Source organism: Sporomusa acidovorans, from assembly GCF_900101845.1.
In the GTDB taxonomy this organism is placed as follows: domain Bacteria; phylum Bacillota; class Negativicutes; order Sporomusales; family Sporomusaceae; genus Sporomusa; species Sporomusa acidovorans.
In genome coordinates this window covers 84,789-105,532 of record NZ_FNAM01000018.1, presented here as the reverse complement: position 1 = coordinate 105,532, position 20,744 = coordinate 84,789, and the positions used below count along the sequence as shown (strand labels likewise).

The following is a 20,744-nucleotide window of genomic DNA, read 5'->3' as shown; positions in this document are numbered from 1 at the left end:
CGAGAAAAAGCAGTGGAGTTATTCAAAGAGTTTTCACGGCAGGAAAACCAGGATAGTTTTATTGAATACAAGGAAGAAGAAAAAGTAAATAAGACAATACAAAATGAGCAAGAGGCAAAAGAGTATATCATCGAGCAATTACGAACACATAATGTATCTTTGGAAGAAATAACGAATGTAGCAAATATAAGAATACGAAATGACTTAATAGTGAAATTAAAAAACAAGTCAAGCTTATCTGTGCGTCAAATAGCGGAAATATTGGGTATTGGTAGAAATATAGTTCAAAGAGTCCAATGAGTCAAGGAACCGTCCCCTGACTCAGGACGTTATTATGTGTTTAACAGACGGATTTTCTTAAGTTTTGATGAAAAGTCAGGGAGGGGAATTTGGTTGAGGAAAATTGACGCAATCATTCGTCCGGACAGGCTGAATGCGGTGAAGGAGGCTTTGGTTCAGATCGGTGTCAAGGGGATGACGGTGTCCGAAGTGTTTGGCTGCGGGTTACAAAAGGGGCACACAAGCGTATACCGTGGACAAGAATACAAGATTAATTTATTGCCAAAGGTAAAAATAGAAATTGTCATACCGGCCGGCATGGTGCAGGACGTTGTTACGGTTATTAAGGAGCAGGCATATTCCGGCAAGATTGGCGACGGCAAAATCTTTATTTATCCTGTAGAAAATGTATATCGAATACGCACAGATGAGTCTGGAATAGCGGCTTTATAGTACATAAAGAAAAATAGTAGGTAAAATGTATTGCGGAATTAGGATACTATGCTATAATATAACTGAATTTCATACTAAAATCATGGCGAAGAAGCCAGTGACACTGATGTAATAGTTACATGGGTGTTGCTGGCTTTGTATTTTTTAAGGAAGGTGAGTACGGTGGAATTATCCATTAATTCATTGGCTGCCGGTATTGATACGGTTTGGGTGCTGTTGTGTGCTGCGCTGGTATTCCTGATGGAGGGCGGGTTTGCAGCGCTGGAAGCCGGCTTTGTCCGCAGCAAGAACTCATTAAATATCATTATGAAAGTGATCATGGATTGTACGGTCGGTATCTTAGGATATTTTGCAATTGGTTTTGCTTTGATGTACGGGTTGGATAAGGCCGGAATGATTGGCTGGTCGGGTTTCTTTTTAAAAGGTGATATGGACTATTTGGGGTTAAAAATACCTGTTTATGCATTTTGGCTGTTTCAGGCGGCTTTTGCCATTGCGATGGCGACCATAGTGTCCGGTGCGGTGGCCGAACGCATGAAGTTTATGCCTTATCTGGTCTTTTCGCTTGTTGCCACAACGGTTATTTACCCGGTTGCCGGGCATTGGGTCTGGGGAAATGGCGGCTGGCTGAATAAACTTGGAATGCTTGATTTTGCCGGATCGGCTGTTGTTCACTCGCTGGGAGGCTGGGCTTCTCTGGCCGCAGTGCTGGTGCTGGGACCACGGACAGGAAAATTTGGCAAAGACGGTGCTGTGCATGTTTTGCCTGGTCACAATTTACCGTTGGCAGCGCTTGGTGCTTTTTTATTGTGGTTTGGCTGGTTTGGTTTTAATCCGGGCAGTACCCTGTCAGGGCTTGATATGAATATTGCCCGTATTGCTGTTAATACGAATTTGTCCGCTGCGGCAGGCGGTACGATTGCGGCTCTCTATACAGCAATAAAATGGGGAAAGGTTGATCCAAGTATGGCGATTAACGGTGCATTGGGCGGCCTTGTGGCTATTACGGCCGGGTGCGCTTTTGTAGAACCTGTCAGTGCCATGATTATTGGGGGAATTGCCGGATTGCTGGTAGTGTTTGCCGTACCGTTTTTTGACCGTCTGCGGGCTGATGATCCGGTTGGCGCCATCGCCGTACATGGGGTATGCGGTACATTTGGCACAGTGGCTGTCGGCGTTTTTGCCGAAAAAGGCGGGTTACTCTATGGAGGCGGCCTGGCACTGTTAGGTATTCAAGCGCTGGGCGTTATCGCTGTATCCTTATGGGGATTTGCCGCTACTTACGGATTGTTTTCGCTGCTCAAGGCGGCGGTTGGCATCCGGGTATCGGTGGAAGCGGAGACAGATGGTCTGGATCTGAGCGAGCATGGGATTACGGCCTATAGTGATCTGGAGTGTAATCCGCTTACAACTTTTGGGCCGATTGGCAGTGCTAAGCCGCTGCCTGTTGGCCAGCAGCAACTGGCAGAGTAGTTTATAGGGCTTTACGTTTACCAAAAATCAGCACAGCCTGTTACTCAGGGTTATGCTGATTTTTTTCTTTAGCGAAATTTTTCTGGAGGAAATTACTTTTGTTTGATGGAATTTATCAAAAGAATAGCAGGTAAACTAATGGAAGTACAAGCTAGACAGCCTAGATGAACCCAAATGCGGATTCTCTAGATCAAGTGCGGTAATTCTGCTTTTGGGTTAGATAGAAAATAATTGCGGTAGGGTGATGGATTGGCAAATGTTGGTTGCTTTTATCAAGGGAAAGGGGTTTCTATGTGAGGAAAAAATTGCAGCAGCTTACCTACTATAAATGGATGCTTTTTGGTGTTGTCAGTGTAGGAACTTTTATGTCGACAATGACATCTTCGATTGTTAATGTGGCTTTACCGCCTATTACCCTGGCTTTGCATACCGATATCCCCACAGCGCAATGGGTGGTGACAGGGTATTTGCTGACGATTACCAGTTTGCTGCCGCTGGTGGGGCGGCTGGGTGATGTCCTGGGCCGGCGCAGAATGTATGGTTATGGTTTTATCGGTTTTACGCTGGGTTCTTTGTTATGCGGCCTGGCCGATTCTATCGGTATGTTAATAGGCTTTCGCATTATTCAGGCCATTAGTGCCGCCTTGCTCATGGCCAACGGTATGGCTATTGTGACGGCAAACTTTCCCGCCAATGAACGGGGCCGGGTGCTGGGAGCTGTCGGGACAATCGTAGCGCTTGGCGGCCTGAGCGGTCCGGGATTGGGAGGATTGCTTGTCGAAATGTTTGGCTGGCATGCTATTTTTTATGTCAACATTCCTATTGGTTTGCTCGGTTATGCCGGTGTGCGGCTGATCTTGCCGGCAGATCGCAATTTACAGCAGGAGAAAATAGATTACTTAGGGGCAGCTTTATTTACGGCAGGGATGGTTAGTTTTTTATTGCCCCTGAGTTATGGAACCAAGTGGGGCTGGCTTTCATGGAGCACACTTGGCTGTCTGGGAATTGCCGGTGTCATGTTTATGCTGTTTATTTGGCAGGAAAAAAGCATCGACTATCCGATGCTGGAATTGTCCATATTTAACAATTGGGAGTTTTCTGCCGGGAATTTGGCCGGGATGCTTTCCTTTATGGCTATGTTTACTAATACATTGCTATTGCCGTATTTTCTCCACGATGTACTGGCTTTTGCACCGTCTAAGACCGGGCTGATTATGTCGGCGTTTCCTGTTGTTATGGCAGTGGTTGCACCTCTTAGCGGCAGTTTGTCGGACAAGATCGGTACCGGGCTGATGGCTACGATTGGTTTGATTATCCTGGCATTAGGCCTGGTTTGGACCGCCAAGCTGCCGTTGGATGCTGCATTAGGAATCATCATGGCTTCGCAGGCCACAATGGGATTAGGTAATGGCCTGTTTCAGTCGCCGAATAATAACAGTGTGATGAGTGCCGTACAACCAAACCAATTAGGGGTGGCAAGCGGCGTCAACGCTTTAGCGCGCAATTTCGGGATGGTAAGCGGTACGGCTATGGCGGTATCCATTCTGGAATACCGGCGCTCTGCCAGCCTTAACGGGTTAAGCCAGCCAACCCCGGGGCAGCAGATAGCCGCCTTTATGGATGGCTACATGGTGGCTCTGCTGGTGGGGGCAGGTTTGGCTGTTGTCGGCGCGCTGATTTCTTTTCACAGGTCAGGGACAAAACGGTGATAGGGGTGAAAAACTTTTTTTACGAACCAAGAATTTTATTCAGTATACCAATAGGGAATAGGCGGTTGATCGTATGCTAAAGGCCGGACGGCTGTTTCGATTTTGGGGTTGGTTAAAACTTTTGCGTGACAATGCGTTGCTATTATATTATGCCTGGCGGCATCCGCAGACACCGGGTTACCTTAAGGGGTTACTGGCGGCACTCCTGCTTTATTTGTTCAGTCCGATTGATTTGGTGCCTGATTATCTGCCGGTAGTGGGCATTGCGGATGATGCGGTGCTGCTGACCAGTGCGATGCTTTTTCTAACTAATTTGCTGCCGGCTCAGGTAGTGGCGGAAAGCAGGCGGCAAAGTGAAAAGTGGCGCCGGCGAATGCCTTATATCACGGGGATTATCGCTATTGCGGTTGTTGCCTGGCTGGTAGTCATCTTTATGGTTATTCGTAAGATCATGCAATAGAAATCTTTTTGGGATAGGATAAAGGAAGTGATTCTTTGCGCTTGAAAAAACAATTTTGGCTGATGCTTTTGCTGACAATAGTAACGATTTTTGTTAATCTTGGCAGCATACCGCTGTTAGATCCGGATGAACCGGTTTATGGCGAAACTCCCAAAGAAATGATTCAATATAATGACTACTTATCGCCACGAATCTATGGCGAATTCTGGTATGATAAACCGCCGATGTACTATTGGCTGGTGGCGGGAGCCTATAAATTGCTGGGGATTGTCGAACTGGCGGCCAGACTGCCGTCAGCCGTCCTTGCCGTACTTTGTGTTGCAACGGTTTGTTATTTTACGACAAAATTATTTGATTCGCGCACCGGGATACTCAGCGGCTTGGTACTGGCAACCAGTTTGGAATTTTTTTATTTGGCAAAAGCGGCGGTTACCGATATTACGCTAACTTTATTTTTAACACTTACGCTGCTCTGTTTTCTAAACCGGCATTATCATTTGTTTTACTTTTTTTCCGGTTTGGCAACCTTGACCAAGGGACCCATTGGTCTGCTATTCCCGGGAGCCATTGTAATCCTTTGGCTGATATTTACCCGGCGGTTGCAGGAAATACGGCACATGAAAATTCTGCCGGGGATCATAATCTGGTCGCTTGTGACTTTGCCCTGGTATGGGGCGATGGCTTATATTCATGGCCTGGATTTTGTTAACGGCTTTATCGGGATAAATAATATCGCACGTTTTGCCACGCCGGAGCATGTGGAGACAGCAGGCTGGTACTTTTTTATTCCTGTGCTACTGATTGGCTTTTTTCCGTGGTCAGCTGTGCTTATTCCGGCGGTTATCAAGGCATTTAAAGCAAGGAATAGCGATCTGTTTTCAACAGTAAGTTTTCTTAGTATTTGGGTGGCTTTTATTTTTCTGTTTTTTACCTTATCCAGTACGAAACTTGTGACCTATATTTTACCGATATTTCCTGCACTGGCAATTCTTGTTGGCTGGTATATCAATAGCTGCCGGGATGAGGATTCAACCGGATACAGACTTGTTTGGCCAATTACCCTGACTGTACTTGTATTACTGCTGCTGGGAGCCATGGCGAAAGGTCTGTTTCTGTTCCCGGAAGTAGTAGGCGGCCTGACTGCATTAGCTGTTGTTCTAGGTATAATGGTCATAGCGGTTTGGTGGTTTGTGTATCGGGGTAAGCCGGCAAAAGCAGTGTGGGGACAAGCCGGGGCAATGGTGATGGTTTCTTTTATCTTGTTTAGCGTAATTTTGCCGCCGCTCGCGGATAATTTTCATAGCCGCGGGCTTGCACAGGCTTTTACCGGTGTATATGATGGAAAATCACCTGTTTATGTCATCAAATTTCTTCATCCCGGTTTTGCCTTTTATACCAATATGTATGGCAAGGAACTGAAGCCGGATGCGGAATTAAAACAATTTGTTGCATCGGCAGAGAAAGGCTACCTGATTATCCAGGAATTTGATTATCAGTTGTTGAGCGACCTGGAGAAGGAACGGCTGGATATTCTGACTCAGTTACATGGCAAAATGATAGTACTCAAAAAGTAAGAGGTTATTTATGAATGATTGGTTCATATCATGATATTTACGGTTCTCTGTTTAGCTTTTGCTTTTTTTGCCTTTTTTTCGGCGGCTTCTTCGCCGGCAGCCTTTAATTCGGCATCTTTCCGCTGGCGGGCTGCTTCAGCCGCCTTTATGCCATAATCCACTGCTTCGTTAAGGTCACTTTGTATTTCTGCGGTTTTCGTTGTAAAGCCGGATTGAGGGGACTGGCTGCCGGTTGTTTCTGCAGGCGATGGGCTTAAGGATAAGGACGGTTCCGTCCCGCCTGACGCTTGATACTGCGAATTCTTTATAGCGGCCGAAAGCAGTTTGCCTGTGCTGGCATTAGTAAGAGCACGTTCCTGCTTAGCCAGCGCCTTGGCCCGTTCCCGTTGGTTCTTGGCCATAGCCGCTTCTCGTTTCAGTCTTTCTAACTCAAGTTTCCTGGTTTCTTCTTCATATATCGTTTGCTGAATTTGTTTGTCGGCCGCTTGCAACTCGACAATAACCTGCTTGCGGTCTGAAGAAGCGTTATTGGTCTGGTGATCGGCGTTTACTGTTGGCTGATTACGCGTTGCTTGTTCCAGTTTATTTTGCAGCCCGTCACGATATTCTTTTAAAGCTGTTAACTGGCTTTTGGGATTGGCCATTGCCTGTAACATGTTTAAACTTGCCTGATCAATCGACATGGTAGTTACTCTCCTTACTTGTTATGCGTTGTTACTATAACTCCTATTACTTTACTATCGAGTAAATCGTGGAAAAAGTTAACAAATAGCGGAAGAATGAATAAAAACTGCCGGCAATTAGCTTTGTCGGCAGTTTTTAGTACTGGATTCATTTCTTATCTTATATTTGGACAAGAGAAATTCATAGTAGTCAACAAGACTATGTCTTGCTTCATGAGGCAGGTTTTCAAGGGCAATATGCTGCGAATGAATCGACTCACTGTAAAGGGACTGTTGTTCGCAAAATATGGTCTGCTCATTGTTTTTCAGATATTCGGCGGAGGAGTTTGCTGGTTCAAAAAGGTCGGTGGCACTACTGGCAGGCAAGTTAAAATAACTGAGTAAAGCGCTAATCAAATTTACAGTCAGATTTTTGCGCGTTCCTGTCTCAATCATGCTGAGATAAGAAGTTGAGATCCGGACGCCATAGTGTTTTTCAATTGCTTTAGCTGCTTCTTCCTGACTAAGCTGCATATTTTCCCTGGATTGTTTAATAATTTCTCCAAATCTCACAGGCATCACCTAATTGAATGTTTAGTGAATTGTTTGCAATCTCCTGTTAACTAATAGTAAAATAAAAATTAACTGATAGTAATTGACTTAGCGCCGATTTATCGTTATAATGGTGGCAAAAAGAAAAGGCGTGATACCAAGTGATTCGATACCTAGATGCCATCAGCAATGAAAGGAGTAACGGCATGGAGCACAGCCAACTGGATGAAATGCTGACCGCCGTGAAAAAATTTAATGAAGCACTGGAATTATCCCGGGAAAGTGCCGACTGCCTGCTGAATATCCTGGCAAATTGTCAACAAAATGCCGGTATTAATGCGGATGACAAAGCAGATATCATTGATGCCATGCAGCAGCTGTTATATTTGGAAACTAAGATTGGGAAGGTTAAAGCTGCATTTGATCATTGGGATGTGCTGAGCTCGCCTGCCAGGGAGACGGCAGTACTGACTCTTACGTAGCCCTTCTTGCCGGTTATAATCACAGTGTCGTAAGAGTGTAGCCGTTTTATGCAGTAACCACTCAGCCTTACATTATAATTATTTTGAAAACAATGATAAAAGATGCACCAAGACGTCAAATTATTACTGACGTCTTTTTCATATAGGCAATTAAAGAAACAAAAGATTTGTAGTGGTCAATTCAATCATAATCTGAATTTTGGGGATAAATTAGACGGAATTTTTATAGATACCAGACCGATTTGGGACTAATGTCCTAATGACAAGAGACTTTATTCCTAACTTTTTATTGACTTGCGAATCATTGAGTGTTAAATTATAGTTAAAGTTCCATTATTCGACATAATTATATAGTAGGCAAACTTATCGAAAGATAAGGACGCAAAGCTATGGGTCTAAGGACAGATGGGTCTATGATTGCCAAGTTGCCGATTCGATAAAGAATTGTACACTGGACACCAGTCTGTTTTTGGATTGGTGTCTTTATTTTCAATAGATACGGGTATCTGTAAAGTACATCGGTTACAAGGAGGAAAGCATGGATATAGTAACAGAGAATGTATTTGTCGTCTTGTTGGGAATGGGCGTTTGTGTTCTGGTGGTGCCATATTTATATTCAAAAACGCATCCTCGTAAAAGTATTTTTCAAAAACCAACCAACCATATTGAAATACGGACATGGCGGATTAAATAAACTGCTACGGCAGTAATGATGAACCACCTGATTTTGCGGTATAGAAGCGCTGCCTTTTGTCATTTTTTACATAAGCTTTATTAAAAAAGTTTGGGAATACTATAAATGTGCATTCATAGTACTTTTTGAGGAGGGATTTAATGAAAGAACTTATTCCCGGCATGTTTTCCAGTGTATCTGATGCTGAATTGCTCTTAGCAATGTCTGCCTATGATGAAGATGCATCCGAAGACGTAACAGATAAGTTTAGCGAGGATGGCAGCGACAATAGCCAAACCGGCGCAGAAATTAACTCCTCCCCTGTTTCCAACAGTTCCGTCCAGTAAGCTTTACGCATAATTTTGCGAAGAATCCCCACAAACTGAATTGTGGGGATTTTTATCGTTGGCAGGCGCTGCGCCGCATTAGCGATTATAAATGGTATAATTAATCAGGTTACTGCCATTTGAGTCGACAAATTTAATGTGGATAGGATTGTCAAAGTTTAATGTTAACCGATCTAGCGGAATCACGTCATTGGTTTTGGTAGGCCATAATTTATCAGTTTCCCAGGGGCTTTTCAGCCTGACTGTAACAGTCAGATCATTGCCTGTTTGGACTACTTTTTCAATGCCAATGCCATAGCCTTTGGCGGCAACCGAGCCAATATGCGCATACAAGGCGAGCTGCCGACCAAAGTCTATCGTATCCAGTTTATCAATAATGACACCGGGAATTTCCGCAGTATCGGCTGACTGCGGTTTAAGGAACAATACACCCAGCTTCATGTCAGCCGGATAGGTAGTTTCACGCCAGGACCAAGCGGCAAAGCTGTTGTTGGTATATAAAACCTGCTCATTGATGGTGGCAACCGGACCGGTGGCTGCCCCCAGAGTTGGATAGCCGTAAAGACTGGCAGGCCGGTAGGTGGCAGGGTAAACGCTGTTGCCAATACCCCGAATGGTGGTAATAATCCAACTGCCGGCGCGCCGTTCCAGATCAACCTTGAAAGTTTGGCCGCTGGTTTTTACTTGCACAATGGCTTTGCCGCCAGTTATGGATAAGAGGGTAAAGTAATCATTGTCGGCGTCGAAGCCAAAGGTTGCCGCATTGTCTTTTACAACCTCTACCGGGTCCCCGGCCTGAACGCCGTCACTATATCCGCCGGTGACAATTCTTTTTACACTGTCAATTGTCCAGGTACCATTATCCAGACTTAAATGAACTTTAAAGGTAGTTCCATTTTCTGTCTGCACGATAACCATCGCGTCGGTTTCACTTTGCCAGGCCAGCGAAAACTTATCATGGTTTTGATCAAAACCATATTTGGCAGCGGCGGCTTTAAGGGCTGCTATTGGTGAGGTGGCTGTGTTGCGTTCCCGCTCATGCCGGGGCTGTTTATCAGGTTTGGAGCCTTGGTCGTTGACAGGTAACTGGTTTTTTTCTGGGCTAGCGTTTTGGTCAGGCTGATTTTGCGCATCCTGTCCGGGAGTGGCAGTTTCGGCGGCAGTTTCGCCAGCCGGTGAGGCAGTTACTGTTTGATCGGCAGCATGTGCCTTGGAGATAGGAAGACCTGGCAGCAGAGCTGTGGAGACTAAAGCGGCACCGGCAAGAGCGGCCATAAGCTGCTTATATTTGCGTTTGGTAGTTTTTCGGCGACTGTGATGTTTCATGGTTTGCTCCTTTCCTGGTCCAATTATTTTCGTTATTTTATTGTTTGCAGAAACAACACACAACAACCAAGTCAGTTTATGGTTGTGTTGTTGCCAATAATACTTTTTTCATCAAAGAGAGTTAGACTGAATAAATAGTTGCATAAACAACTATTTATTGATAGGATTATGTTTGTAGCTAGAAAAATAAAGTGATTATTTTGCCAGGCATTTCTAAATAAATTCTAAAAATAGGATTATACAATTATAAAAAATAGCGGATAACCTTGTCCAAATAGTTGCGCAAACAACTTTTTGCCGAGGTCCTGCATGGTGCTTAATTTGAGTGGCGGTGATTACTATTAAACGACCTTACATAGGTAAATTTATTTCGATTTTGTATCGAATGGCACAAGCGTTTTTTGATAAGCACTTTGAAACATTCGGTGTCGGCAGTGGACGGTTTTCTTATTTGCTTTATCTCTATCGCCAGGAAGGGGTCAGTCAGGATGTTATGGCCAAGCACTTCTATGTGGATAAAGCCACAACGGCGCGCGCCATGGCCAAGCTGGAAGAGCTTGGCTATATTCGACGGGAAGAAGACCCTGTCGATAGAAGGGCTTATCTGGTTTACCTGACGGCTAAAGGCAGGGATTTGGAACCGAAGATCAGGGCGGTGCTGAAAGAATGGGCGTTGTTGCTTACCGAGGATTTAAGCCCGGAAGAACGCGATGTAAGTTATCAGTTACTTAAGAGAATGGCCGAAAAGGCTGGCATTGCCAAAGAACAGCAAAGCTATGGACAGAGAATCATGTAAAGGTTGAGGTACTTTAATTGGCGTTAGGCGTTATATGATTACAACATCAACCAAGCCGGGCTGGAGACGGCTAGGGGCATTGCGGTAAACGAGTAGGAGTACGGGCAAAGGAGCGATTCAGGTTATGCGGCATTTTACACCGAATTTAGGAAAAAAGAAAAAGCTCGTTATCTTTGGTGGCATCATTATTTTATTATGCGCAATCGTGGCGGTTACCAGACTGGTCCATCCTGCCGGGAACCAGGGAACGGCGGCCAGACTGCAGACAACGGTCGATGCCGCCAGTGTGCAGCGGGCTGACCTTGTCAAACATATTTCTTTGACCGGCCAGACGGTACCCGCAGCACAGGTTGACATTGCCGCTAAATATCAGGGGAAGGTTGTTGCAGTAAATGCTGTTCTGGGACAACAGGTCACACCGGGAGAAGTATTGGTTGTCCAGGATACCGGCGATGCGGAGTTGACAATTGGCCAAAATCAGGCTGCTTATAGTCAGGCTGTGGCGGATGCGATCGCCAGCGAGGCTACGGTTAATGCCAATTATGATAAAGCCAAAGCCGATTACCGGAAGGCATTGGCAACTTATCAACGGAATAAAACCGTATATGATGTCGGCGGTATTTCTTTGGACGAATTGGAATTAAGTGAACAGCAATTGGCCGACGCCAAGGCATCTTTGGATAGCCTGACAAACCAAATGAGCTCGGGTGTACCGGCGGCGGTTCAGTCATCACGTGCTGCTGCGCAAAAAATGCAGATTGCGGTAAGCGCTGCCCAAAAACAGAAAAATGATTTAATTATTACGGCTCCGCGTGCCGGTGTAATCGGTTACCGGCAGGCGGAAGTCGGCGATATGGTTGCAGCAGGGCAAAAACTAATCAGCATTTTTGATAATAGCCGTATTTACGTTGACTGTCAGGTACCTGAACAAGATTTGGGCGCACTAAAGTTAGGCCTTGCCCTGGGAGTGCAGATCGAATCATTAGGAAAAACATTTCCCGGTAAGATCATTTATATTAGCCCGGCTGCCGACTCGCAGAATCTTGTTTTCACGGCGCGGATAGAGCTTGATAATCCTGGCAATGATGTCAGAAGCGGTATGTTTTCCCGGGTGGCCGTTGACGCCCCGCTGCGGCAGGGTGTTTTGATCGTGCCTAAAGAAGCCGTTCAGGAGAAAGACGGACAGAGTTTTGTATTTGTCATTGGCCAGGGAAATGTTATTGAGAAAAGAATCGTTGAAATTGGCGCACGGAGTGACCAAAATATCGAGATATTAAGCGGACTAAACGAAGGTGAACAGATTGCCGCGACAAATCTGGCCCGGTTGCGTCCGAACATGATTGTCGCCGTACGTACGCCGGGCGCCAGAGGTGACAGTCAGTGAACATAACCCGCTTTTCCATCCAAAAGCCCATCGGCATTTCGATGATTGTTATGCTGTTTGTGGTGCTTGGTTTATTTAGCTTTTACCGTATCGGCGTTGAACTGTTACCGGCTATCAATATTCCCTACGTTACAGTAACCGTCAATTATCCAGGCGCCGGCACGGAACAGGTGGAGCAGGACGTCATCAAGCCCTTGGAAGACTCGCTGTCGTCGCTATCCAATTTAAAACATATGACATCGGTTGCCCGGCCGGAAAAAGCACAGATCACTCTGGAATTTGAGTTTTGGGCCAATGTCGATACTTCGGCAATTGACGCCACACAATATGTTAATCGCACCTTAAGCAAACTGCCCACCGGGATTCAGACGCCTACGGTAATCAAACGTGACGTCAATGCGCAGCCGATTCTGGAAATTGCGGTTATCGCCGATAAGCCGTTAGCTGATGTCTATACTTTGGCGAATGATGTCTTTGTGGAACGGCTGCAGCGGGCGAGCGGGGTATCCGACGTCCAGATTTACGGTGGCCGCGACAAAGAAATCGCTGTCGAGGTTGATAAAGATAAGCTGTCTTATTTTAATATTTCCATGAATCAAATTGCGACAAGAATTAATCAGGAAAATGTTTTAACGCCGGCCGGTTCGGTTTTTAACAATAATACCGAAACAAATGTCCGGTTGACAGCACAGTATACTTCCCCGGAAGAACTTGCCACAATCCATGTCACCAATGCCAAAGGTGTCAATATTCCGCTTAGCAGTCTGGCTACGGTCAAAGAGCAGGACCAACGGGTAACCCGCTATGCCCGCACCAATGGGCAGGAAGCGATTTCCCTGACGGTATACAAAAACAGTGATGCCAACCTGGTCGATACGGCCAAAGCGACAAAAGAGCAACTGGACAGTTTGCGGGCGGAATACCCTGACTATCAATTTATTCTTATCACCGACGCGGCCACTTATGTACAGGATTCGCTGCACAATACGCTGGAGGCGCTTATTGAAGGCCTTTTCACCACCGGCTTGGTGTTATTCCTGTTTTTACGGGGATGGCGTTCGACGGCGGCGGTGCTTATCGCGATTCCGACATCGCTTATTTCCACTTTTTTTGTCATGTATATGGCCGGGTTCACTTTTAACATGATGTCGCTCATGGGCATGTCGTTATGTATCGGCATACTTGTCGACGATTCTATTGTGGTGCTGGAAAATATTCACCGCCATTTAATCATGGGCAAGGAAGCCAAAGTTGCGGCTGAGGAAGGGCGGATGGAAATCGGCATGGCCGCCATCGCCATCACACTATGCGACGTGGTGGTGTTTATGCCAATTGCCTTTATGAACGGCATGACAGGCCAATATTTCCGGCAATTCGGCCTGACTATCGTGTTTGCTACGATATGCTCCTTATTTGTATCGTTTACGCTGACTCCCATGCTGGCATCGCGTTTTTTTAAGACAGGTGTATACAATCCGCAGGGCCGCATCTGGAATTTTATGGACAGGCTGGAACAAGGTGCAATCGAAAAATATGAACGGCTGCTGCATTGGAGTTTCGTTCATCCCCAAAAAGTTGTAGTCGCAGTAACCGTTATTTTTTTAGGGGCAGTCGCCCTGGTTCCCACCGGCATAATCGGTGCGGAATACATGCCGAAAACCGATGAAAGCACGTTCCGGATCAATTTGCAATTTCCTGCCGGACAAAATATTGATAAAACGAATAATGAAGTCCGGAAAATCGAAGATTATCTCACCACAGTGCCGGAAGTAGACACCTATTTGTCCAGCGTCGGTTCACCGGCCGGCAATTACGGCGGGGTAAGCGTAAAGCTTGTCGACCGCAAGGAGCGAGATAGGTCGGTTTGGCAGGTAACTGACCAGGTGAGGGGCTTTTTGCGTCAGAATTTTCCCCAGGCGATCACGCAGGTTAGTGAAACCCAGTCCTCGGTAGCCGGGGTGTCGGGCGGTACGGGTACCGGCGGTGGCGGCCCCAATAATTCGCCGGTGCAAATTGAAATTCGCGGCTCCAGTCTGGAGAATATTATTAAAGCGTCTTACCGGGTGCAGGATATCTTGGCAAAGATTAAGGGCGTCAAGGATGTTCGCAGTTCCTATTCCGAGGGTGCACCGGAATTACGGCTGGTTGTTGACCGGGAAAAAGTGAAGTTTTATAATACTACCGTTAATCAGATTAACAGTGTATTTTCCGGTGCTATGGCCGGAACACTTGCCGGATATTTTGCCAATGACCCCAATAACAATAACCAGAATACAGATATATACGTACGGTTAAAAGGCAGTGACGGATTTAAGGCATCCGACATTCGCTCTATTCCGGTTCAGGCCGGCAACGGCCTGGTAAGGCTGGGAGACGTAGCCAGAGTGGAAGATAGCACCGGACCGGTTATGCTGCGGCGGGTTGACAAGCAGGAATCCATCAATATTGGCGCCAATATTACCGATCGGCCGTTGCAGGAAGTGTTAAATGAAATTGCCCAAAATATTAAACCCGATGATTTAGGCCAAAATGTAACTTACCGGTTTACCGGCCAAGCCGACAACATGAAGACTACCTTCGGTGAAATGGCACAGGCGCTGGTCCTGTCCCTCATTTTAGTCTATATGCTCCTTGCTACCCTGTATGAGTCTGTTTCAACGCCGTTTATCCGGATGTTTTCGCTGCCGTTTGGCTTGATCGGCTCGCTGTTTTTTTTGGCTGTGACCCGCAATACCATAAATTTATACACATTAATCGGTATTTTGGTTATGGACGGTGTTGTCGCCAAGAACGGGACATTGCTGCTGGATTACACCCTAACGCTGATGGGGCGGGGGATTGCTGCCAAGGAGGCAGTTATCGAGGCCGGAAAACACAGATTAAAACCTATTTTTATGACTTCATTAACTATGATCATCGGTATGCTGCCTACTGCCCTGGCAATGACTGCAGGCTCGGAGACTAGGGTGGGCATGGCTTGGGTGGTTATCGGCGGGTTGATCACGTCGACCTTCTTTACGCTTATCGCCATCCCCATTATTTTCTTGTACTTCGAAAATCACCCGTTAAGCAAATGGATGAATTTTGCGGCGGCAATGGCCGTGCTTAAGGCGCACTGGCAACGGCTGACCCAATAAACCGACCTCTGTTGGCATATAATAGGAGTCTGCGGTTGTGATATACTAATATTTGGTTATTAAACAGGAAAGGAGAGTGATTTTATGAAAAAATATCTAGCGGCGGTTATTGGAATTTTTGCCATTGTGATGGTTGTTGCCGGTTGCTCTGGCAATAGTGCCACTACACCGCAGCAGACAGAGAACACGCCCCAGCAAACACAAACCGATAATACCGCCAAGAAAAACAGTGTTGCCCTGTTTGAAACTTCTAAGGGCAATTTCCGTGTGGAACTCTTCGAAGACAAAGCGCCGAAAACCAGCCGGAATTTTATTACGCTTGTCAACAAAGGCTTTTATAACGGCTTGATTTTTCACCGGGTGATTGACAATTTCATGATTCAAGGCGGCGACCCTAAAGGCAATGGCACAGGCGGTCCCGGTTATACGATCCCCGATGAGTTTCACCCTGACCTAAAACATGCGGCCGGCGTGATTTCCATGGCTAACGCCGGTCCCAATACAGGTGGTTCGCAGTTCTTTATTACGCTGAAACCGACTCCCTGGCTGGATAACAAACACGCCGTATTCGGCAAAGTGATCGAAGGTATGGACGTTGTACAGGCCATCGGCAAGGTTAAGACAGGGACGCAGGATAAACCGCTGGAAGATGTGGTGATTAAGAAAATTACCATAGAACCGGCGAAGTAAGCAAATAGTGATACAGCCGGAACTTTTAGGTTCCGGCTGTATCACTGAGGTTTATATGAATTGCCGCTAAGAAAATTTTCATTGGGTTGTAAACAGATGAGAACGTAGTCAATATATGAGAGGAGAGCGACAAAATGAAAAACAAAATTAGGATCACAACGGATGCCCAGGAACGGGAAAAAGCGTTTGCCATTCGGCGCAAAGTGTTTATAGAAGAACAACATGTTCCAGAAGAGCTGGAAATCGATGAGTACGATCAGCAACCGACCACCCGGCATGTGCTGCTGGTGAATCAGGATGAGCAGGCAATTGGTACAGCCAGATTTCGTCCCTATAAGGACGGTATGCTGAAAGTGGAAAGGGTAGCGATACTCAAAGAGCAGCGGGGAACCGGCGCCGGCAGGAGGATCATGGAGGCCATTGAAACGGAAGCCCGAAAATCAGGCTATCAGGGTATGAAACTGGGGGCTCAACTGCACGCCAGAAAATTTTATGAACGCCTCGGTTTTCAGGCGCAAGGGGAAATCTATCTGGACGCCGGGATTGAACATGTGGACATGGTAAAGAAAATAGAGGTCGGACAAGGTTAAAGGATGAGTCTGTGCAAGGGCATCCTCGGGCTTACCGGCAGGGGATAGTCCCTGGTATAGCCGACTCTTAACAGGAGTTGGACATCTTCGGTAATCCCCAGTGTTGTAAGGAGGTCTTTTTTTATGGCCGATTCTTCCAGCATCTGCGTCATGGGGTGGACGGCAATATTTTTTTCTCTGGCAGTGAGCCACATTTGCTGTAAGTTCCGCCCAACCCGGATAAGTTCGGCGAGGGAAGAATCTTTACTTGTAAGCAATAGCCAGCCGCTGCCGGTGGCTACTTGCTCCTGGACTTTTTTAACCGTTTCTGCGCGAAACCGCTGCGTCAATACCGATTGGCGGTTATAAAAGTTTTTTACATACCATCTTGCCAAGCCGGTGATTTCCATTGTTTCGGCGGTTAGGCCATTCCCGGACTGTTGAATCTCCTGATTGGACCAGCGGACCCAGTTGGCCAATTCCTCTTGTGCAGGACTTTGATATGCCTGCATTTGATTGGCCAGCAGAGTTCCTTCGGCCAGATACTGGCCTTCCCGGGACTGCCTGGGAAAGTAAATAAAGTGAGCTTTATCGTTGGCTGTCAGAAACCTGATGTCTTCCTTGGATAAATCATCGGTAAGCAGGCTGTTGCGCACAGTTCGGCGCAGTTTGATCTTTTCAACGTCAAAATGGTTTGCTTCATCTTTTTTATATAGTTTTATCTCCAGCAGGTCTTCGTCCTTAGAGTTTTGCGATAATAGATTAACACTTACCTCATAGCCATATGCACCTGCCGCCATGACTAAGTTTTCTAAAAAGGCGCCTAAGGAAATCAGCATTTCCCTGTTTTCCGGGTCAACAACCGGCAGCCAGCGGGAGGAAGCGGTACCGATCAGCCAATGCTGCGTGTCCAGCAGCCTTATTGTCCAAGGCTGGGCGTTATGCCCGCTGGGAGCCAATGAGGCTAAATACAGTATGTCAACATAAGCTTTTTCCAGTTTGTTGGCAATGTCGGGCACAGCTCTCGGGACTGTTTCTAATTGGGCAAGAGACTCAAACAGGGGGAATCCCCCAACGAAAGCAAGAACTGCCCCGCTCCGGATAATAAATTGCCGTCTGTTCATCAAGCCACCTCTTAATACAAAATTAGTTTGATAAAACTAACTATTTATCTATATAAAACCCGCTTATGTGCGGGTAATATTATCCGTAACCTTATTCAGCAGCAAAGCAAAAGTTTCCCGTTCGGTTTCATCCAGGGTAGCCATAATGTGTTTGGCGAATTGATAGTATCCCTCATCCTCAAGTTGAATTAACCGTTTTCCTTTTGCTGATAAGCGTATATGGTTTACGCGCAAGTCGTTTGTTGATGGAAGTTTCTCAATAAAATCGCGTTCTAAAAGTTTATTGATCGCCACAGTGACGGTTGATTTTTGCACACCGAATATCTCCGCAAGTTCAGTAATTGTAGGGTTATTGTGTTCTCTTACGGCATGGAGATAATGCAGTTGCGTTATGGATAGATTAAATAATTCCCTGCTGGCAGGCGTACTTTCTTTGTACTTTCGCATAGACTCACGCATGGAATCCGATAAAATAGTAATCGCCTTAACGATGGTATCTTCCGTGGGCATAGTAAAATCCCTTCTCATAATTAGTTTCATTAAACTAACTATATGCTGCCGGCAGTTTTTTGTCAAGCACAAAAATTTGCAATCAGGACAGACCGAAGCAGGCAAAAGTGAAATATATGTTGAACAGTTACAGAAATGATAGGCAATTGATCAAAAAAGTATCATGGAGGGAGTACCTTGGAACTACATACCATTGAGCAAGCAGCAGCCGCTTTTATTGCCCAAACGCCACTTAATGCGGCGGCCGAAATCAAGCTGACTCAAATCTACGACCAGCCGTTAGTTGGTGTGGCCAGCGCGGCAGATCCCATGTTTGCCATGCTGAAGGCAGACACGATTGTTGGTGAGCAGCATAAGCTGCCGGACGACTGGCTGCCTGCGGCGCAGTCGGTGGTTGCTTATTTTTTACCCTTCAGTCAGGCTGTCCGGGAGGCCAACCGGCAGGGCGGGCAGCCGGCTGTTGAGTGGCTGTACGCGCGAATTGAAGGTGAGATTGTCAGCAACGCCCTGCGGAAGTTTCTGGTAGAATGGTTTGAACAGGCCGGCTATCAGGCTGTCGCCCCCGGGCTTGATTCCCGCTTTACGGTCGTTAACCGCAAGAGCAATTGGTCTGAACGGCACGTTGCCTATGTGGCCGGCTTAGGAACTTTTAGCCTGAACCGGTCATTTATTACCCGCGCCGGTGCAGCCGGACGCCTGGGCAGTGTCGTTGTGTCTGCTGCTATCGCACCCACGCCGCGCAGCTATCAGTCTTACGATGAATATTGCAGCCAATGCGGGGCCTGCATCAGGCGCTGCCCGCCTCAGGCTATCGATGAAACAGGCAAAAATAATGAACTTTGTGCCCGGTATCTTGACAGTACGGCCGAGCGCTATAAACCCCGTTACGGGTGCGGCAAATGCCAGACAGGTGTTCCTTGTGAAGCGTCTGCGCCGGTAGTTACAGATCATTAGTCTTTGCTAAAAGAACAATATCCTGTGAATTATGCCGTAAATGCACGATTTTTTGTACAAATACCATGCCGTTTGCCCAAACGGCGCTTTTTATTACTTCCAAACTTTAATACGTTAAAGTACAATAGAGATAGAATTTGGGAGAGTGGAGGAGTTAATGTGAAAAAAGTACTGACAGCTATTTTAGTGGTACTGATGGCCGGAATGCTGGTGGCCGGCTGCGGCGGGACCGATAAGAAAAAAATCGTCGTTGGTCTTGACGATAATTTTCCGCCTATGGGTTTTCGGGATGATAAAAATACGATTGTCGGCTTTGACGTTGATATGGCCAAAGAAGCAGCCAAACGGCTGGGTATGGAAGTGGAATTCAAACCCATTGACTGGAACAGCAAGGAAGCCGAACTTAGCGGCAAGCGGGTTGACGTACTGTGGAACGGCTTGACCATTACCGAAAAGCGTAAGGAGAATATTCTCTTTACCAAGCCTTATATGGAAAACCGCCAAATCATCGTTGTAGATGCTAATTCGCCGATCAAAACCAAGGCCGATTTGGCAGGCAAGGTAGTGGGGGCGCAGGATGGCAGCAGCAGTATTGAGGCCCTGGAAAAAGATGCCGCAACCATGAAATCTTTCAAAGAACTGAAAAAATTCGGCGACAATGTTGCCGCCCTGATGGACTTAAAAGCCGGACGGCTTGACGCTGTGGTTGTGGATGAAATTGTCGGCCGTTATTATATCGCTAAAAAGCCGGGTGAATATACAATCCTCAAAGATAACTTCGGGTCTGAAGAATATGGCGTTGGCTTGCGAAAAGACGATAAAGAACTTGTAGGCAAGCTGCAAAAGGCACTGGATGAAATGAGAAAAGACGGTACTTCGGCTAAAATTTCGCAGCAGTGGTTTGGCGAAGATATCGTAAAGTAAGGAAGACATAAATGGACTATGTATTAGGAATTTTGCCGCCGCTGCTGGCAGGCACGGTTGTGACGCTGCAAATGTTTTTTGCCACCATTGTCCTTTCTTTGCCACTAGGATTGCTGTTGTCCTTGGCCCGTATTTCCCGGTTTAGGACTTTGAGCGGGGCTGTTGGCGTCTATATCTGGCTCTTTCGGGGAACGCCCCTGATGCTGCAGCTTTTATTTATTTACTTCGGTCTGCCGTTCTTGCCGTATGTTGGCATCCGGCTGTCGGATTTTCCGGCTGCGCTGCTGGCCTTTGTGCTTAACTATGCCGCCTATTTTGCCGAAATATTCCGGGCAGGCATTCAGTCTATTGACCGCGGCCAGTATGAGGGGGCAAAGGTTCTCGGCATGACCTATATCCAAACCATGCGCCGGATTATTTTACCCCAGGTAATAAAAAGAGTGCTGCCGCCTGTAAGCAACGAGACCATCACCCTGGTCAAAGATACCTCCCTGATTTACGTTTTGGCAATGAATGACTTACTGAGAACGACCCGGGCCATTGTCCAGCGTGATTTTAATACCATGCCTTTTATTGTAGCTGCTGTTTTTTATCTGATTATGACCCTGGTGCTCACCTGGGTGTTTCAAAAGCTGGAAAAGAAGTATGCCGTATATGACGAGTAGG

The 20,744-nt window shown here is 46.4% G+C and carries 22 protein-coding genes and 1 riboswitch; of the genes, 17 read left to right on the top strand and 5 right to left on the bottom strand.

Annotated features, from left to right (window positions below):
* From BLR65_RS29815 to BLR65_RS13895, 6 genes are all read left to right on the top strand, one after another.
* Positions 1-300 (top strand): hypothetical protein (locus BLR65_RS29815; protein WP_425441017.1); only part of this gene is annotated, 300 nt, incomplete at its 5' end.
* Between the two features lie 87 nt (positions 301-387).
* Positions 388-732 carry a P-II family nitrogen regulator gene (locus tag BLR65_RS13915; protein WP_425441018.1) on the top strand — a complete coding sequence of 115 codons (345 nt, stop codon included), beginning with the start codon at positions 388-390 and terminating at the stop codon, positions 730-732.
* Positions 733-885: 153 nt separating this feature from the next.
* Positions 886-2,205 (top strand): ammonium transporter, encoded by a 1,320-nt coding sequence (locus BLR65_RS13910; protein WP_245692782.1) that lies wholly within the window; start codon positions 886-888, stop codon positions 2,203-2,205.
* 293 nt (positions 2,206-2,498) lie between these two features.
* Entirely contained in the window at positions 2,499-3,914 is a 1,416-nt protein-coding gene (locus BLR65_RS13905) for an MFS transporter (protein WP_211285127.1), read from the top strand.
* A gap of 73 nt (positions 3,915-3,987) precedes the next feature.
* The gene (locus BLR65_RS13900) at positions 3,988-4,374 is read left to right on the top strand and encodes a YkvA family protein (protein WP_093794785.1); all 387 of its coding nucleotides are present in this window, start codon (positions 3,988-3,990) and stop codon (positions 4,372-4,374) included.
* 35 nt (positions 4,375-4,409) lie between these two features.
* Entirely contained in the window at positions 4,410-5,948 is a 1,539-nt protein-coding gene (locus tag BLR65_RS13895; RefSeq protein WP_093794784.1) for an ArnT family glycosyltransferase, read from the top strand.
* Between the two features lie 23 nt (positions 5,949-5,971).
* Here the strand turns inward: BLR65_RS13895 and BLR65_RS13890 are convergent, their stop codons facing one another.
* Together BLR65_RS13890 and BLR65_RS13885 are read right to left on the bottom strand one after the other, a co-directional pair.
* Positions 5,972-6,631, bottom strand: a complete 660-nt coding sequence (locus tag BLR65_RS13890) for a hypothetical protein (protein ID WP_093794783.1) — start codon at positions 6,629-6,631, stop codon at positions 5,972-5,974.
* A 117-nt stretch (positions 6,632-6,748) separates the two neighbouring features.
* Positions 6,749-7,183: a helix-turn-helix domain-containing protein gene (locus tag BLR65_RS13885; RefSeq protein WP_169716835.1), complete on the bottom strand. Its 435-nt coding sequence runs from the start codon at positions 7,181-7,183 to the stop codon at positions 6,749-6,751.
* A gap of 185 nt (positions 7,184-7,368) precedes the next feature.
* Here BLR65_RS13885 and BLR65_RS13880 point away from each other — a divergent pair, with 185 nt between their 5' ends.
* The 3 genes from BLR65_RS13880 to BLR65_RS13875 all read left to right on the top strand — a co-directional run bounded on the left by BLR65_RS13880 (position 7,369) and on the right by BLR65_RS13875 (position 8,664).
* Positions 7,369-7,644 carry a hypothetical protein gene (locus BLR65_RS13880; protein ID WP_093794781.1) on the top strand — a complete coding sequence of 92 codons (276 nt, stop codon included), beginning with the start codon at positions 7,369-7,371 and terminating at the stop codon, positions 7,642-7,644.
* 346 nt (positions 7,645-7,990) lie between these two features.
* Positions 7,991-8,077: riboswitch (cyclic di-GMP riboswitch) on the top strand.
* A 105-nt stretch (positions 8,078-8,182) separates the two neighbouring features.
* The gene (locus BLR65_RS29810) at positions 8,183-8,338 is read left to right on the top strand and encodes a hypothetical protein (RefSeq protein WP_169716834.1); all 156 of its coding nucleotides are present in this window, start codon (positions 8,183-8,185) and stop codon (positions 8,336-8,338) included.
* A gap of 140 nt (positions 8,339-8,478) precedes the next feature.
* Positions 8,479-8,664, top strand: coding sequence for a hypothetical protein (locus BLR65_RS13875; protein ID WP_093794780.1), 186 nt, complete (start codon positions 8,479-8,481; stop codon positions 8,662-8,664).
* A 78-nt stretch (positions 8,665-8,742) separates the two neighbouring features.
* On the opposite strand, the gene BLR65_RS13870 is transcribed toward BLR65_RS13875, so the two are convergent.
* Positions 8,743-9,990: a hypothetical protein gene (locus BLR65_RS13870; RefSeq protein ID WP_093794779.1), complete on the bottom strand. Its 1,248-nt coding sequence runs from the start codon at positions 9,988-9,990 to the stop codon at positions 8,743-8,745.
* A 385-nt stretch (positions 9,991-10,375) separates the two neighbouring features.
* On the opposite strand from BLR65_RS13870, the gene BLR65_RS13865 reads away from it, so the two are divergent.
* The 5 genes from BLR65_RS13865 (at position 10,376) to BLR65_RS13845 (ending at position 16,587) form a co-directional block, all read left to right on the top strand.
* Positions 10,376-10,786 carry a MarR family winged helix-turn-helix transcriptional regulator gene (locus BLR65_RS13865; protein ID WP_093794794.1) on the top strand — a complete coding sequence of 137 codons (411 nt, stop codon included), beginning with the start codon at positions 10,376-10,378 and terminating at the stop codon, positions 10,784-10,786.
* 124 nt (positions 10,787-10,910) lie between these two features.
* The gene (locus BLR65_RS13860; RefSeq protein ID WP_093794778.1) at positions 10,911-12,170 is read left to right on the top strand and encodes an efflux RND transporter periplasmic adaptor subunit; all 1,260 of its coding nucleotides are present in this window, start codon (positions 10,911-10,913) and stop codon (positions 12,168-12,170) included.
* Positions 12,167-15,307 carry an efflux RND transporter permease subunit gene (locus BLR65_RS13855; protein ID WP_093794777.1) on the top strand — a complete coding sequence of 1,047 codons (3,141 nt, stop codon included), beginning with the start codon at positions 12,167-12,169 and terminating at the stop codon, positions 15,305-15,307. Before BLR65_RS13860 ends, BLR65_RS13855 begins: the two co-directional genes overlap by 4 nt.
* A gap of 84 nt (positions 15,308-15,391) precedes the next feature.
* Entirely contained in the window at positions 15,392-15,997 is a 606-nt protein-coding gene (locus BLR65_RS13850) for a peptidylprolyl isomerase (protein ID WP_093794776.1), read from the top strand.
* A 134-nt stretch (positions 15,998-16,131) separates the two neighbouring features.
* Positions 16,132-16,587, top strand: coding sequence for a GNAT family N-acetyltransferase (locus BLR65_RS13845; RefSeq protein ID WP_093794775.1), 456 nt, complete (start codon positions 16,132-16,134; stop codon positions 16,585-16,587).
* Here the strand turns inward: BLR65_RS13845 and BLR65_RS13840 are convergent.
* Together BLR65_RS13840 and BLR65_RS13835 are read right to left on the bottom strand one after the other, a co-directional pair.
* Complete coding sequence (locus BLR65_RS13840) at positions 16,584-17,690, bottom strand: Acg family FMN-binding oxidoreductase (protein ID WP_093794774.1); 1,107 nt, start codon at positions 17,688-17,690, stop codon at positions 16,584-16,586. The genes BLR65_RS13845 and BLR65_RS13840 overlap by 4 nt on opposite strands.
* Positions 17,691-17,753: 63 nt before the next feature.
* The gene (locus tag BLR65_RS13835) at positions 17,754-18,230 is read right to left on the bottom strand and encodes a MarR family winged helix-turn-helix transcriptional regulator (RefSeq protein WP_245692781.1); all 477 of its coding nucleotides are present in this window, start codon (positions 18,228-18,230) and stop codon (positions 17,754-17,756) included.
* 147 nt (positions 18,231-18,377) lie between these two features.
* Between BLR65_RS13835 and BLR65_RS13830 the strand changes: the two genes are divergently transcribed.
* The 3 genes from BLR65_RS13830 to BLR65_RS13820 all read left to right on the top strand — a co-directional run bounded on the left by BLR65_RS13830 (position 18,378) and on the right by BLR65_RS13820 (position 20,743).
* A complete protein-coding gene (locus BLR65_RS13830; protein WP_093794772.1) occupies positions 18,378-19,154 on the top strand; it encodes an epoxyqueuosine reductase in 777 nt (258 codons plus the stop codon).
* A gap of 159 nt (positions 19,155-19,313) precedes the next feature.
* A complete protein-coding gene (locus BLR65_RS13825) occupies positions 19,314-20,078 on the top strand; it encodes an amino acid ABC transporter substrate-binding protein (protein ID WP_093794771.1) in 765 nt (254 codons plus the stop codon).
* Between the two features lie 11 nt (positions 20,079-20,089).
* Entirely contained in the window at positions 20,090-20,743 is a 654-nt protein-coding gene (locus BLR65_RS13820; protein ID WP_093794770.1) for an amino acid ABC transporter permease, read from the top strand.
* The last annotated feature ends 1 nt before the right edge of the window (position 20,744 follow it).